We start from the raw sequence: 15341 nt of genomic DNA, 5'->3' as shown, positions 1-15341 counted from the left end.
GTAAATCAAGCCGTCGCTATTGTTCGACGGCTTTTTCGTTGTGGTTCTTTTCAGCAAAGCTAACCAACTGTTCAAAAGGCAGTGGTTTGGAATAGAAATAACCTTGAATCAAATCACAGCCACAAGCGGCAAGTTGATCGCGTTGCTGACGTGTTTCAACCCCTTCAGCAAGCACTTTCATCCCAAAGTTTTTACCGATAGCAATGATGTTTTGCACCATGTTCAGTGCTTTTTCGTCGTTCTCGATATTGTCGACAAAGCTCTTATCGATTTTGACTTCATCAATCGGCAACGCTTTGAGCATCGAAAGGGAAGAGTAGCCCGTCCCAAAATCATCCAAAGAAATCTTGAAGCCTAGAGTGTGTAGGCGTTCGCAAATCGGGGCAAACTTGTTGAGGTCTTCAATAAATAGGTTCTCGGTGATTTCGAGAGTGATGCGATGTTGGTCGACCCCATGTTTATCAATCAATGCCACTAAGTCGTCGATAAAGTTGACCTGAATGAACTGTTTGACCGAGATGTTTATCGACATTTGAATTGGTTGAGCGGCTAGTTTGGTTAGGCGAGCCATATCGACCAAACTTTTCTCGATGATTAATTCACCCAGTCTCACCATCAAGCCTGAGCTTTCCGCTACGGGGATGAACTCATTTGGTGGAACAAAACCCAGTTCTTCATCTTGCCAGCGAATTAGGGCTTCAACGCCATAGATTTCACCGCTGACGTTCAATTGTGGTTGATAAACTAGGAACAGATTTTGTCGTTCTATCGCTAACCTCAAACGTTGTTCAACCTTCATTTTATGCAGGTGTTTGGCTTGCATTTGTTGATCGAACACACTGAATGCATTGCGCTCTTTCTTCGCTTGGTACATCGCGATATCTGCGGAGCGAAGCAATGCATCTAAATTTTTACCGTGTGAAGGGTAGAGGGCAACGCCGATGCTGCAACTCAATAGAAACTGGTTTTCGTTCACAAGGTAAGGCTCGGACAAGTAATGAATTAGATCACTTGCCAGCGTTCGCACAGCATTTTCATCGGTACGGTTGACGAGCAGTATGAACTCATCACTGGCTTCTCTGACAATCAATCGACCATCACTGTCGAAGCTTTTCAAGCGCAGTGCGATTTGCTTCAACACTTCGTCGCCGAACTCGTGCCCATGAGTGTCGTTGACCGATTTAAAGTTGTCGATGTCGATGAACATCAGAGTAAATGGCGTTGAAGACCCGCTTAACCAACCTTTAATGTGTGTTCTGAGATATTCTCGATTCGGCAGTAGCGTTAGGTGATCATGATGCGCTTGGTAAAGGAGCTTTTGGCGTGTCGCCAGTTCGTTGTTGGCAATAGATCGAACGAGTGCATAAAAACCCGCTTGGATAAAAAGAAAGACAATGGAATACAGTGCAAATTGGTCAAAAAAACCACTTTGGATGTAGCGTAGATCAGTGGAAGACGAGGCCCACAACTTGTAGTCTGGTAGGTACTTCAGCGTGACGAGTTGATTGATTCTTGGATCATCAGCAACAATGTTAACCGCACCAGATAAGGCCTTGACGGTTTCTCGACTCCAACCATACTTTTTCTCAACCTGTTCAAAAACAATGGACTTTTTGTGCCCATCAGCAGGAAGCGTATAACTGAATAGGCTCGCTTGTTCTGCCGAGGTAAAGGTTAGGTAGCCGTCCTCTCGGACCAAAGAGACGCGATTGTGTTTGTTGGCGTGCACATCATTTCTAAACACCAAAGACGAGTTCATGTTGAAGCCTGCTGTCATCACCGCCAGCACCTTACCATTTTTATCTCGAATCGCTTTTCGAATTGGAATCACTAATGAATCGAGCGCAGGCATGAAATAGGTTCGGCCGACGACCATGTGCTCAGATTGCAGTGCGGCTTCGAAAGTCTGTTTAGTCTGAGGATCTTGCTTGAGGTTGTGGAGTTTTTGTAAATCCAGATTAGAACTAATGGCAAGATAATCCCCTTCAGGATTCGTCAGGCCAAAAGCGGCGATGGCGGGATGGATATCCATCAAGTCATCAAGCAAAGGGCGCATTTGTAATGACGCGGTGCGAGTGAAATCGTTTTGGTCAATTAGTTGATGCCCAACGACTTCTAACAGCGTTTCTTGCCCTTTGAATAGAGAATCGACAGAAGAAGCAAACAACTCCAACTGAAGGAGTTGCTTGTCCTTATATTTATCGAGAGTGGATTCGTAATGATAGTGACCAAACAGAGAGAACAATCCGACACTGATGGCAAACAGTGTCATATAGAGCGTCCAAATGTTCTTCTTTAAGCCGATCATATCGTTTTACTGCTCCTGATCTTAACGCTCGATAGGTAGAGAGTGGTCAGCGCCCCATTCGGTCCAAGAACCGTCGTACACCGACAGATTGTCCAGACCGATTTGATACGCCGCGAGTAATAAAATGCATGCGGTCACACCGGAGCCGCAACTAAAAATGATTGAATTATCACTATCTATTGTTAGTGCGCTAAATATCTGTTGCAACTCTGAATTCGGTTTAATGTGACCGTTGGTTAAGAGTTCTTGAAACGGTAAGCAAACCGAATTTGGAATGTGCCCACTACGTAGACCTTCTCGTGGCTCAGGCACTTCACCAAGGAAGCGAGCTTTGGCTCTGGCATCGATGATATTGGCACTTTTATTGGTTGAATGAGCAAGAACATCTTGTGCACTCAAAAAGGCATTTTGGTTGAGCTTGCCCGCAAAGTTACCTTTTTCGCTTGGTTCCGATAGGGCACCTTCGGCAGGGAATCCAGCTTCAATCCACGCTGGAAGCCCACCGTTTAAGACTCGAACATTATTATGTCCCATGGCCTTGAACATCCACCAAGCTCTTGGTGCCGCTAAAGTGCCTGAGTTGTCATAAACCACAATCAAGTCTTCGTTGTTCAAACCGAGTTGTTGCGCACTTTGGTTGAAGCCGTCTTCTGTTGGCATCATATGCGGTAGTGAGGAGCCGGGTAAGCAAAAGTCATTGTCGTAATCAAAGCGTAAAGTATTTGGAATCCACTTATCTTGGATCTTTTTACCTTCAGAAGGGATTTGAAACGCAATACTAGCGTCGAGGAGCTTGACGTTAGGTTGGCCGAGAAGGCTATTGAGTTCATCAGTACTGATCAGTGCTTGCATTGTTTTTCATTTCCTCAAAGTAGTATGACGTTTTACATGAATTGGAAGAGTAGGCTCATTCGCAATTTAAAAACGTGAGCGGTTGCTCGAAGAGTGAATCCGTAGCTTGGTTGAATGTCACTAAGGCACCTTCAGGACAATGTACAGAGGTTGGAACTGCAACACGCTTTGTTCCGAGTACCTCTGATTCGACGGTGAGATAGCGTCTTTGCCCATCGAGGGATTGTGTCAGGGTATTTGAAATCACTTTTGCGGTGATGGTTTGTGTTTCATCAGAAGATGTTAGCCACAGAGCCAAACATAATGCGACGATGGCAGCAACAAAGACCAAAATGAAGGTTTTCGGGTTGTCCAACGTGTTTTCCCGCTCGATGATTAATCCTACTGTTTTACAACAAAAAAATCGCATGTTCAAAAGAACGATGCGATTTTTAAGTTAAAGATTGAAGATTTGTTCTGAAAGGCTGCTTTCGCTATGCTTTCAATTTACCCAGTTACATGGTCCAAGTGTTGTCTCCAGAAGTAATCACTTTCTGAATTGGGTCACTACCGTCATAGAACCAAATCTCAACAAGCAGGCTACCTTGGCTATCAGAGACATTAAAGTCGACATTTGCTGTACCGTTGTTGAGTGGAACTGATGCGACTTTACTTGGGTATCTTGCGTCGTAGTTACCTGAACTGTTCTCTACAAACTCTTTGTATACGCTTAGGTGTGCTCGTTGTGAAGAGAAACCACTGATGTCTACATTGAGCGTACCTTCCGTCACTGGGTTGTAGCTAAAGTCATCTGGTACTACTAGGTCCTGCATAGTTGCATCTTCTTCTACTGTTACCGTTGTCTCTTCTTCGGTCGTTTCTTCCTGCTGGGTAGTATCTTCCTCTGGCACCGTGGTTTGAGTTGGTGGAGGTGTGCTGTTACCACCACCTCCGCCGCCACCGCCTCCGCCACAAGCTGTTAGTGCTAATCCCATGATGATTGTGATAAGTGCTTTCATAATGTTATCTCCCTATGGAATGTAGCATTTGTTAGGTGTTGGAGCGGTGTGCCAATCTGTGCTTAGTTCGCCACCAGACTCAGCCCAAGTTTGGAATTGAGGGTATGCATCGACCATGTCTACACGCTCCAGCGGCCAATCCCAATCTTCTACTATTAACAGTGCCCAAGGTAAGTTGTTTGCTGTTTTGAAGTACACACCTTGTGCTGGGTCACTTGCATCGACGCCGACACCGAAGAGGTTTTGGTCATCAAACTGTTCTGTTGGTGCTTGGTCTGCTAAGTGGACTTCCCACTTACGCCCTGGTTGGAAGGTAATACCATCGCCATGGTAAGTGCCCGGTGTTGCAAAGATGAACGGGTCGTATGGCATGGCTTGAATGGCTGAACGGTCAGAGCCTTCAGTGAAGTACACATTCAAGGTAAAGGTGAGTGAGACATTATCATCACAGCCAGACTCTGTGCGGAAGTAGCTACAGCTGCTCGCCGCGTGTGTGCTTAAGTCTTCACTGATGATGAAAATTGCTTCATCAGAAATACTTTCCAAGCCATTGGATGCTTGTTCTACACCATTGAAGGATAGCGTTGTTAATCCGTTTTCAATCGAACTTCTCAGTACACCCGGTAGTCGGATTGCGAAGCCATTTTTGTAACTTGCGCCGTAAGCCGCTAGGTCACCAGTAATTTGAATATTCTCAACATGACCAGCAAGGCTGGTTTCAGTGATGCGGAATTTAACGACCACATCGTTCATGTCGTAGTCTGCGGTGTATGGCCAGTTATCTTCGTAAGCGACGGTGGCGTAATCTTCTGCACTCGGGAAGTATTCCACTGAGTAACCATTACCAGTAATGGTAATTGGGTAATCTTCCACCTCACCAGACGTTGAGCCACCATCGTAGTTTAATCCGGTTTGTTGGCTAAAGCGGAATCGACTCCAGCTAGAACCTTCCGTTGCCGCTGTTGAAACGACAAATGGTAGAGGGTTATTACCCGCAGACAGTAATTGGTCGGTGAAGACTTGTTCGCCTTCATCATCAAAGTCACCATCGCGGTTCCAGTCAAACCATGCAGATAAGTAGCCAGAAGTAGAAGCCGTCACATTCACAATTGAACTTAAGCCTGGGTCAAGTGCGGATACAAAACCAACACCATCTTCATCAGCTGTGCCCACAGAGTTGTCGTTTGCCTGACCGTCGGCATCACCATCTGGAGCGACTGAACCAAGCCAAGTGACACCGTCCACCTCGTGGCGAGGGCCGTTTGACGCAAGTGTTGTGTGGTAGCTGTCTGGAGCATCACCAAAATCAATTGGCTCGTCTTCGTCAATCACTGGTGCATTTGCACAACGTGCGCCATCATTTTGGCTTGAGCTTGGACCGTTGGATACAAACTCAACCGCAGGAACGATACCTGCTGCGATATTGGCTGCGTTACCTTCCGAAAGGTCAACACGATAGATTTTGCCATCTTGGTTACGTGACACGTAGTAGTTGCCGTTTACATCGAAGTAGCCAGCACCAAATGTGCCTAACTCACCAGTGTCACCTATCGCAGTCGTATTACCATTCGATGGGTTGAACTGGTACAACACTCCAGAGTTATTGTCGATGCCGTAAAGGGAACCGTCGCCTGGATGGAATGCAAAGTCGGTTAGGTTCACGGTCGCTGTTGAACTAATTTTCACGATGCTCAATGTCGCATTTGGATCAGAATCGAGCGGAGAAAGGTCAATGGAGAAAAGTCCTTTGCCTTTGCGGTACAAGTAGTAGACGTGGTTGTAAACGTCACCCACGTAAAACGTGTGGTCGGTAGGAAGACCCGAAACATCAAGCGTCTCTGCTTGGAAGTCTTGACCAAGACGAACAATCTTTTTGTTTGTGGTGTCGTAGCCGTAGATATAACGGTCAGTAAAGTTAAAGCCTACCCCGTTGATGCCCGAAGCCAAACCTGTGTCGTCCTCTAAAAGAGTCGTAGAACCTGTAACCAAATTGACGCCATAGATTTGAACCGGGGTTGATTGGAATAGGTATGCTTTGCTTGGGCATGAGTCAAATGGCGCCGCTTGTGCATAAGCGCTCGCTATTAGAGACCCAAGTAGTAGTGATGTCCTTTTCATAATTCGCCCTCTCATTGGTTCGTGATATATGCAATGAAAGGAATGTGCCAACTTTTAAGTTATTGAATTTTATTGATTTAATGTTTGTAAGAAGAAGGGTTTTAAATCTGATTGTCAAAATGAGAAAAAAGCCCAACATCGAGTTGGGCTTTTTGGGAATGATTAGAGGTATAGAGCTAACTACAAACCGGACAGGTGGGCATTTTCATCAGATTCATTTCTCGCCAAGACATGCTGAGCGCGTCCAAAATCAGAATTTTGCCTTTCTTTGGTTGGCCGTAATCAGCAATCACTTTAATCGCTTCCATAGCTTGTACTGCGCCAACAATACCCACAACAGGCGCCATGACTCCGGCTTCGACACAGCTTAACGCGCCATTGCCAAAAAGGGCACTCAAGCACTGGTAACATGGTTGTGTTGGGTCGTCGTAAGTAAACACACTCACTTGGCCTTCCATACGAATGGCCGCGCCTGAAATTAGCGGTGTTTTGGTCGCAAAACATAGGCGGTTAAGTTGATTGCGCGTATCGACGTTATCTGATGCATCGACAACAATAGTGTGCTGCTTAATCAGGCTCTCTAACGCTGTATCATCAAGGCGTTTTGCGATGGTATCTACGATGATGTGCGGGTTAAGTTCGCGTAGTGCATCGGCTGCCGAGTCTACCTTCTTACGACCAATATCCGCATCGTGGTGCAGCACTTGGCGCTGAAGGTTAGACAGCTCGACGATATCATCATCAATCAGCGTGATTTTACCGACACCAGCCGTCGCCAAATATTGGCTCGATGCACAGCCTAAACCGCCAGCACCAAGCATCAATACCGATGCTTGTTTGAGTGCTTCTTGTCCTTCAAAGTCAAACTGACGAAGAATGATTTGGCGGTTGTAACGCAACATTTCCTGATCGGAAAGAATATCCACAACGTCTTCCTAGTAAAGGGTTGAGTTGAATAGTTGAATCTGAACCGTTTCGCCCACTTCAACTCGGCCGCGTTCACGTTCCAATACAACAAAACAGTTCGCTAGGCTCATTGAGCGGAATGCACCAGAGCTTTGGTTACCGGTTGTTTCAACCACAAACTTGCCATCTTCCAATGTATAGATACCACGTTGGTAATCGGTACGACCTGGCGCTTTCTTAAAGGCGGTTTTGGTTGTTGCTGGAATAGACTCGGGTGCTTTCCATTCGGTATGGCCTGCAAGTTTTGCCAGCATTGGTTGAACAAGCACGTACATAGTAAGGACTGCAGAAACCGGGTTACCTGGCAGACCACAGAACCAAGCTGTACTTAGCTTACCAAATGCGAAAGGTTTACCCGGCTTGATTGCTAGCTTCCAGAAACCGATTTCCCCAAGTTCTTCAAGAATGTCTTTGGTGTAATCCGCTTCGCCTACACTGACACCGCCTGAGGTCACAACCACATCTGCCAATGTTTGCGCTTGTTCAAAGGTTGCTTTTAGAGTCTCTGGGCAATCTGGGATGATGCCAAGATCTACGGCTTCACAACCGAAGTTCTCAATAAGCGGTTTAATGCCGTAACGGTTACTGTCGTAGATTTGACCTTCGTCTAGGGGCTCGCCTAGTGGTTTAAGTTCATCACCAGTAGAGAAGAAAGCAACTTTTGGTTTACGTACTACTGTCACGTGGCTAATACCTAGAGACGCAATCATCGGAATATCGCGAGGTGTCAAACGTGCACCTTTTGCCAGTACGATATCGCCTTGCTTGATGTCGTCACCTGTTGGGCGGATGTTGTTTTGTGGCTTCACGTCAGTTTGGTTGAACTGAATACCAGCATCCGTCACTTCTGTGTTTTCTTGCATGATAACGGCATCACAACCCTGTGGGATTTTTGCGCCGGTCATGATGCGAACACAGGTACCTTGAGGCCATTCACCTTCAAAAGGTTGTCCTGCAAATGATTTACCTGCCAGAGGCAAAACAGAAGATGACTCAAGATCTTGAATGCGAATAGCGTAGCCATCCATTGCTGAGTTATCGAATGGTGGTACGTGAATAGGAGACAGGATGTCTTCTGCCAGTACAAAACCGAGTGCTTCAGCAAGTGGAAGAGAAAGCGTTGTTTGGATAGGTTTGATTCGCGATAGCATTTTGTCCATCGCTTCTTCAATTGGCATCAAGCCAGGTGCGTCGCAGCAGCCCATTGAGAAAATCCTATGTTCTTTTGTTTTGTGGCAACTTTACCATAAAAAGGGGACCGAGTAAGAATGTCCACCTATAAAATATGGGTGTAATTATTCAAAAATCCGAGTATCCTTGTCAGCCATCCGAAAGGGGTAAAAAAGCCCGCGGAGCTCAATAAAATCAGCTCAGTACCTATATTTGATGTGACTTGGTGTAAAGACACGAAACTGAGCAACTCAAAGCGAAAAATATGAATGCAATTTTGATTGGGTTTGTATTGAAGCGGAAGTAACAAAAGAGGAAGTGGAATGTCAGGTCTTAGCGAGTCAGCGAAGTTAGTAAAAGAAGCGCTAGAGCAACGCGGTTTGGAAACGCCAATGCGTCCAAACAACGTAAGTCGTGAAGAGAAGAAAGAGAAGATCGAACACCACATGCGTGAGATCTTAGGTCTACTTCAACTTGACCTTACCGACGATAGCCTAGAAGAAACCCCTCACCGCATTGCTAAGATGTACGTCGACGAAATCTTCTCCGGTCTGGATTACTCCAACTTCCCGAAAATCACGGTGATTGAGAACAAGATGAACGTGAGCGAGATGGTTCGCGTGAAAGACATCACAGTGACCAGCACTTGTGAACATCACCTTGTGACCATTGATGGCAAGGCGGCTGTGGCTTACATTCCACGTGGCAAGATCATTGGCCTATCAAAGATCAACCGTATCGTTCGCTTCTTTGCCCAGCGTCCACAAGTTCAAGAGCGTATGACACAGCAGATTCTTGTTGCACTTCAAACGTTGCTTGAGTCTGATGATGTGGCAGTGACGATTGACGCAACACACTACTGTGTGAAATCTCGCGGTGTGATGGATGCAACCAGCGAAACGACGACAACAGCATTGGGTGGCATCTTCAAAAGCAACCCAGCAACGCGTGCCGAGTTTCTGCACGGTTTACGCTAGGTAACCAAGCACTATTCTAAGAGGATGGCAAACGCCATCCTTTTTTGTATCTGTCTGAAATGAATAATGATTTGAGAATGAAAACGACAAAAATCATTTATCGATTTCTGTGTTGACAGTCACATGCGATAGACTTAATATCCGCGCCCAGCAAACGGTTGCGAAGGTTTCACTTCTCTATTCGTTCTGCCCAATTTGATTCTTCAAGCTCAGCTGATCTCGGTCAGTTGTCTTTCTGTTTTCTAATAGTAGAAAGGCAACAAAATTGAGATTTGGCATGACCACACAAACCACCATCAACTCGACTGCTCCCGCTTCGATTCAAGCATCGGAAAACAGTTGGCAAAAGAAAGCAATTCTTAGTGTCGCGTTCTTAATGGCGACCACGTCTGTTGGACCTGGCTTTTTGACCCAAACAGCGGTCTTCACCAATATCTACAAAATCGACATGGCATTCCCTGTGTTTGCATCCATGTTTATCACCTTTGGTATTGTGATGAACTTATGGCGCATCGTAGGTGTGTCTGGTATGCGCATTCAAGACATTGCCAACAAAGTTGCACCGGGGATGGGCTACGTGGTGGGTATTCTGCTGGCGCTTGGTGCGGTTGCATTTAACTTCGGTAACGTAAGTGGTTCTGCGCTTGGTATTAATGTACTAACGGGTGTAGATACAACCTGGGGTGCTCTTTTTACAGGCGTAGTAGGTTGTTTGCTGTTTGTGGTGCACAACGCTTCTAAACGCATGGACCAAATGGCTCGCTACCTCGGCTTGTTTATGATCATCTTAATTGCGTATGTCGCGATGACCAGTTTGCCGCCAATGGGAGAGACCTTGAGCGCAGCAGTAATGCCTACTGATGTTGGTAGCCTACTATTACCGACGTTGACTATTGTTGGTGGCGCAGTCGGTGGCTATTACACAGGCGCACAGCGTTTGGTTGATATCGGCTTGCAAGGTAAAGAGAACGTACCTGCTATTAAAACCGCAGCTTGGGCAGGTATTTCCATTGCTGTGGTGATTCGCATCCTGTTGTTTATGGCAGTGTTTGGTGTGATTGCAACAGGCGTGACTTTGGATTCTGCAAACCCAGCCGCAGACGCGTTTCGTCAAGGTGCGGGTGAAGTAGGTTACTTTATCTTTGGTTTGGTGTTGTTTGTTGCTTCGATTACCTCGGTTGTGGGTAACTCGTACATGGCGATTTCCCTTATCAAAACACTCTTCCCTGTTGTGGCTCGCAACGAGAAAGCATGGTGTGTCGGTTTCATTATTATCACATCGCTTGGCACCGTGACGATGAACATGCCGATTCTGCTGCTAATGCTGGCTGGCCTTGTTAACAGTATTATCCTGCCAATCGTTCTAGGTATGGTGCTAGTGGCGACACGCAGAAAGGACATCGTAGGTGACTACAAACACCCAGCCTATTTAACGCTGACAGGCGTTGCAATTGTCGTGGTGATGGCGGCATCAAGCATGACCAATATCAGCAACTTTATGGCCAAGTTTATCGGCTAACTCAATGCATCGGCTAATGTTTGTCAGGATATGAGCTTGCTAAGAACAAAAGAAAACGACCTCGCAATGAGGTCGTTTTTTTATGTCTGTTTTGAAGGCGTTCTTACCAGTTCTGGCCAGTACATTTTTACATAACCAGCAGAAACCCAAACGACAAGTACCGTGGCAATGCTTAACTCTAGGAATCCAAAATCGTGCAACCAATGCCAGTGGGGATGAGACTCAGCAAAAAAGGTGGTGAGACGATGCATCGCAATAGCACTAATAACAGAAGGGAAGGTTACTGCAGCAATAGACGGCTGGAACTTCAAACGCATTAAGCGGAAGTAACACAGATAAATCAGCAACGTCATGGTGATTGCGATGCCTGCCAATGCGCCTGTCAGAATCGGGTCTGGCTCGCCAAAATTGACCAAATATGCCGCTAAAGACAAGTTCACCGGAGCTGCCATGATCGCCAAGGTTGGGCGTGCACGGCGTGGCAGGGAACCAAAGAACACCAATCGATATAGCACTAATGGCAACATAAAGAAGTAAATGCCAATACACATCATCGCCAAGGTTTCAGAAAACACATTATGGCCGAATTGAGAACCTGCAAGGGAAGAACTGATCAAGCCAACAGGATATAAGAACCAACTTGGCACGATGTTCGACATCTTGAAGTTCATGATCTGGAAGCCAAAGAACAACACCATCATCGTAAAGTGAAGTAAGACCGCCACAAACCACAATGGATACGCAATAATTGGTGCTACTGCCGCAAGGTAGTCACACAGCACGAGTAACGCCATGCTCATTGGAGCCATTAAACTACCACTCAGCGGGTGTTTGATATCCGCCATAAACAGGCGAGGGCTGGTGGCGTATTTTAGGAGAACTGGAGTGAGGAGTAATGCACCAAGTGCAGCAAGAAATGGTCTTATCGGTTCGCCAATTTCAGGAATGTATAAAGCCCAAGCTTGTCCAAGCCCTATCATACCTAGTGCCAAAGCCGCTTGCGAAGGCGGGACACTGTAAAACTGTACAAGTCTTCTCCAGTTCAAAACTACTCCGAGATTGGATGAATCACTCTAATTTGAGGCGAGAATACTAACAATATTCATGAGTCGTTACCCTTAAATATTATAAGTAAATATCAGAGAATGGGAATTTTGTGAGTTTGGTAGGGAAATTTTGTAGAGAGATGCAAAAACGCAGAATTACTGGCTCCAAACTAACATCTTATGAGGAAGATAATTTGGAGCCGACATTAAGTTAGGCTTGGTTTTCCGGTAGGTCTTGCTGACGTAGCTTGTCATTTTTAAGCGTACGATGTAGCAACTGGCTGTAAATCGGTTGCCCGCCAAGTAACTGCGCTACGATTACTGCACCTAAGCTAGTAATGATGAGAGGCAGAATTAAGTAGTAGTTATTTGTCATCTCGATAACCAGCAAGATGCCAGTGATTGGAGCACGCACTGTCGCTGCGAATAACGCACCCATACCAGCAATGGCAAACACGCCAGGTTCAATCGTCAGAGAAGGTAATAACATGTCTGCACTTGCGCCAAACGCGTAGCCAAATAGCGTACCCAGCGCCAACATTGGTGCGAAGATACCGCCCGGAGCACCTGAACCAAAACAGAGTAAGGTTGTGATAACACGACCAACAAACAGCATAACTAAGATCGAGATTGAGTAGTTACCGTTGGTAATGTCCGGAATCAAACCAATACCACCACCAGTAAGTTGAGGAACATAAAGCAGTAGTAGGCCAAACACACCACCCAATACAGTGCCTGTGATTAGGTAGCGTTTACGGTCGTTTTTATGCAGAGCAACAAAACTGTCTTGTGCGATAGTCACCAGTTTGTTGAAGATGACACCAAATACACCGAACAGAGAACCAAGCAGTAGGAATAGCCATAGTGATTGTAACTCTGGCGATTGATATTGCGGCATGGTGATAACGGCGGCTTGACCATTGATTGCGCGAAATACAATGTTTGCCATGATCGCTGAAATGATCACCGCTCGGATAGAAATCAACGAGTAGCGAAATTGAGGGCGCATTTCCTCAACCACAAACATAATGCCAGCTAATGGCGCGTTAAAGGCAGCGGCCAAACCACCGGCAGCACCAGAGGCTAATAATGAGTGGCGTGTATCATCGTCTTTAATACGGAAGATGTCAGTGACCATGCGACCAACGGCACCACCCATTTGTACGGTAGGACCTTCGCGACCTAAAACCATACCTGAACCAAGTGCGCCCATACCGCCAAAGAACTTCACTGGAATAACACGCCACCAACGTACAGGGCGGATGTTATCCATTGCCCCTTCGATCTCAGGGATACCTGAGCCAGATGCTTCAGGAGCAAAACGGTGAACAAGGTAATAACCGATAAATGCCAAGGTTGCACTGATTAGAATCGCAGCAAGCCACAAAGGCAGAACGCTACCGATTTCGCTTTTTAGCCACTCGGTACGAGTTTCTGAAACAAAGTGAACGGCTATTTCAAAATAGGTGCCGACAAGGCCTGCTAATGTACCAACGATCGCGGCCATAAAGAGGACGGAAAATGATGTTGGCGTTGACCCTCGAGAGACAAACTGGTTAATCGCATCTTTAGGTACGTGCGCTAACACAGATTTCACAATTCTCTCGCGTTTGGTCATTAACAGATTCTCCTAGACTACTAATTGGAAGGGACGAAAGAAATTATACGCTCACGAGAGTCTAGACCTAATCAATAAAGATGCAATTTAGCTTTCCACTATTGAGCAGTTCAAGCGTCTATTGTGCAAATATTGATAAATATTGTGCTATTGATCCCATATCTCACGCTATTTTTTTATCGAGTAACCTTGTTTTCTGAGCAAAATGAACCATGCTTTAAGTGTAAAGCAACATGACTGCTTCAGAAGGAGGGATGTGAGGTTTTACACACAATTTGGATGGATTCAAACCCTACAGAAATTCCTCGTTATTTGTTCGGGATGCATCAATAGACTTCCCGATTCGCATACTCACGATTGAGTCACGAGGCAGAGGCGCACGCAAGAGTGCGCCTTTTTAATGCCTGTCTAAACCGCAAGCCTATTCACTACTTTCCCTACAAAGGTGTCTGCACAGTTGTCTAATAATAACCGTATGAAGTATTGATAAATATAAATGGTATGCTATTCTGCTGTCTCGTAATGGTTCTCAGCGTGATGGACTACGCGGTTTATGCTTTATACAAAGATTGATGCGGGCTAGAAGGTCCGCTTTTTTTGTGCCCGAAATCTGACATAGTCACTTGCTTCTCGCGCTACTTACAGCAAAGATAAAACTCTTTCATTCATCTTCTCGAGTCAAATCGATAGTACCCCTATGTTGCGTTTCTCATTCTTCCTGTTTCTTTCTTCAAGTTTGTTTTCTCAAACCGCAAATGCACGAGATGCATGGTGGCAAATCATGTTATCTGAAGCGCCTTTTGTTGAGGTTCAACAAACCTTGCAAGAGGGTGGTGACTGGTACGGATGTGAGACGCAGGAAAGCGAAGGTACATTCTGCTTGGATGATTTTCATTATTACCACCAGCACCTTTACGGAGAAGCAACGATAGAAGCAAAAGTGATTCGTCTAAACTTTCTCACGGACTATCAACCTCAAAACTTGAGTGATGTGATACTGAATCTGAGAAAAGATGGGTTGGTGATGAAGCGAATTAACATACAGGGCGAGCAGTACGATATAGCTGCGGCTTTAAAACAAAACTCACCAGAAGCTGTCGACAAAGCTCTGATTCTGTTTATCAACCGCCACCCTCAGCAAGCGCCGCGAAGTATTGATTGGGTGTTAGCTGAAGAATTTGAATCGCCAACACCGAGAGTGCATGTCACGTTAAACAGTGATGGCGAAATGATTGAGCTTAAGGTTGAGCGCTTTTAAAGCGGAAGTTAAAGCATCGCGATACAAACATCGTTTAGAGGTTTAATTTTGCGTGGTCTTGTTTTCATCATGCAACGAAAGAAATGTCGCCATCGCGGATTCATCCAAAAAACCATCTGACTTTTTGTGTGCGCGTAGGTACTGATAACCCGCGACCAACTTGCGGTGTTTGGCTTCTTCCTCTTCTGATATCGTTCCATTCATCACGTGTTGGAAGGCCAGTTTATAGGCCTCCATGTCCACGACTTCCGCTTGACGGTATAAATAGCCGCAACCAGTGGCTAACCATTCCAATGAGCAGTTGGCTCGCATGGCGATTTGATTCGCTTTGGCTAAGCTCGGTTCGCTGCCTTTGAGGTATTTGCGAATCAAAGCTTCAGAGACGTCCACGCGTCGCGCAAATCCACTGATGCTTTCTTCGCCAATTAATGTCGCGAGTCGTTGGGCAAAAGACATATTTCGTACTCCAGTTCGAATTGCGAAAGTTTACCCGTTGAGCGAGCGGTAAAAC

13 protein-coding genes are annotated in these 15341 nt (G+C 45.8%); 3 read left to right on the top strand and 10 right to left on the bottom strand.

The window, feature by feature from the left end; all coding sequences use genetic code 11:
- Positions 1-16: 16 nt before the first annotated feature.
- From A9237_RS22985 to moeA, 7 genes are all read right to left on the bottom strand, one after another.
- Positions 17-2308 (bottom strand): bifunctional diguanylate cyclase/phosphodiesterase, encoded by a 2292-nt coding sequence (locus A9237_RS22985; protein ID WP_078609776.1) that lies wholly within the window; start codon positions 2306-2308, stop codon positions 17-19.
- A 21-nt stretch (positions 2309-2329) separates the two neighbouring features.
- Positions 2330-3160, bottom strand: a complete 831-nt coding sequence (locus A9237_RS22980; protein WP_038895736.1) for a sulfurtransferase — start codon at positions 3158-3160, stop codon at positions 2330-2332.
- Positions 3161-3215: 55 nt separating this feature from the next.
- A complete protein-coding gene (locus A9237_RS22975; RefSeq protein ID WP_020196635.1) occupies positions 3216-3515 on the bottom strand; it encodes a hypothetical protein in 300 nt (99 codons plus the stop codon).
- A gap of 139 nt (positions 3516-3654) precedes the next feature.
- Positions 3655-4158 (bottom strand): hypothetical protein, encoded by a 504-nt coding sequence (locus tag A9237_RS22970; RefSeq protein WP_038895740.1) that lies wholly within the window; start codon positions 4156-4158, stop codon positions 3655-3657.
- Positions 4159-4170: 12 nt separating this feature from the next.
- Positions 4171-6276 carry an LruC domain-containing protein gene (locus A9237_RS22965; protein ID WP_078609775.1) on the bottom strand — a complete coding sequence of 702 codons (2106 nt, stop codon included), beginning with the start codon at positions 6274-6276 and terminating at the stop codon, positions 4171-4173.
- Positions 6277-6452: 176 nt separating this feature from the next.
- Entirely contained in the window at positions 6453-7202 is a 750-nt protein-coding gene (moeB, locus tag A9237_RS22960) for a molybdopterin-synthase adenylyltransferase MoeB (RefSeq protein ID WP_078609774.1), read from the bottom strand.
- Between the two features lie 9 nt (positions 7203-7211).
- Positions 7212-8447, bottom strand: a complete 1236-nt coding sequence (gene moeA, locus A9237_RS22955) for a molybdopterin molybdotransferase MoeA (protein WP_017819906.1) — start codon at positions 8445-8447, stop codon at positions 7212-7214.
- Between the two features lie 288 nt (positions 8448-8735).
- Here moeA and folE point away from each other — a divergent pair, with 288 nt between their 5' ends.
- A complete protein-coding gene (gene folE / locus A9237_RS22950; RefSeq protein WP_005373478.1) occupies positions 8736-9389 on the top strand; it encodes a GTP cyclohydrolase I FolE in 654 nt (217 codons plus the stop codon).
- 277 nt (positions 9390-9666) lie between these two features.
- Entirely contained in the window at positions 9667-10908 is a 1242-nt protein-coding gene (locus A9237_RS22940; protein WP_078609773.1) for an NRAMP family divalent metal transporter, read from the top strand.
- Between the two features lie 80 nt (positions 10909-10988).
- On the opposite strand, the gene A9237_RS22935 is transcribed toward A9237_RS22940, so the two are convergent.
- On the bottom strand, positions 10989-11954 hold the full coding sequence (locus tag A9237_RS22935) for a TDT family transporter (protein ID WP_078609772.1): 966 nt from the start codon (positions 11952-11954) through the stop codon (positions 10989-10991).
- A 211-nt stretch (positions 11955-12165) separates the two neighbouring features.
- A complete protein-coding gene (gene clcA / locus A9237_RS22930) occupies positions 12166-13572 on the bottom strand; it encodes a H(+)/Cl(-) exchange transporter ClcA (protein ID WP_005435622.1) in 1407 nt (468 codons plus the stop codon).
- Positions 13573-14269: 697 nt separating this feature from the next.
- Here clcA and A9237_RS22925 point away from each other — a divergent pair.
- A complete protein-coding gene (locus A9237_RS22925; protein ID WP_078609771.1) occupies positions 14270-14830 on the top strand; it encodes a hypothetical protein in 561 nt (186 codons plus the stop codon).
- A gap of 42 nt (positions 14831-14872) precedes the next feature.
- Here the strand turns inward: A9237_RS22925 and A9237_RS22920 are convergent, their stop codons facing one another.
- Positions 14873-15286 carry a helix-turn-helix domain-containing protein gene (locus A9237_RS22920; RefSeq protein WP_078609770.1) on the bottom strand — a complete coding sequence of 138 codons (414 nt, stop codon included), beginning with the start codon at positions 15284-15286 and terminating at the stop codon, positions 14873-14875.
- Positions 15287-15341: the final 55 nt, after the last annotated feature.

Origin of the sequence: Vibrio owensii (assembly GCF_002021755.1) — a bacterium.
GTDB lineage: Bacteria > Pseudomonadota > Gammaproteobacteria > Enterobacterales > Vibrionaceae > Vibrio > Vibrio owensii.
The sequence above is the reverse complement of the archived record's forward strand: the minus strand, read 5'-3'. Positions and strand labels throughout refer to the sequence as shown.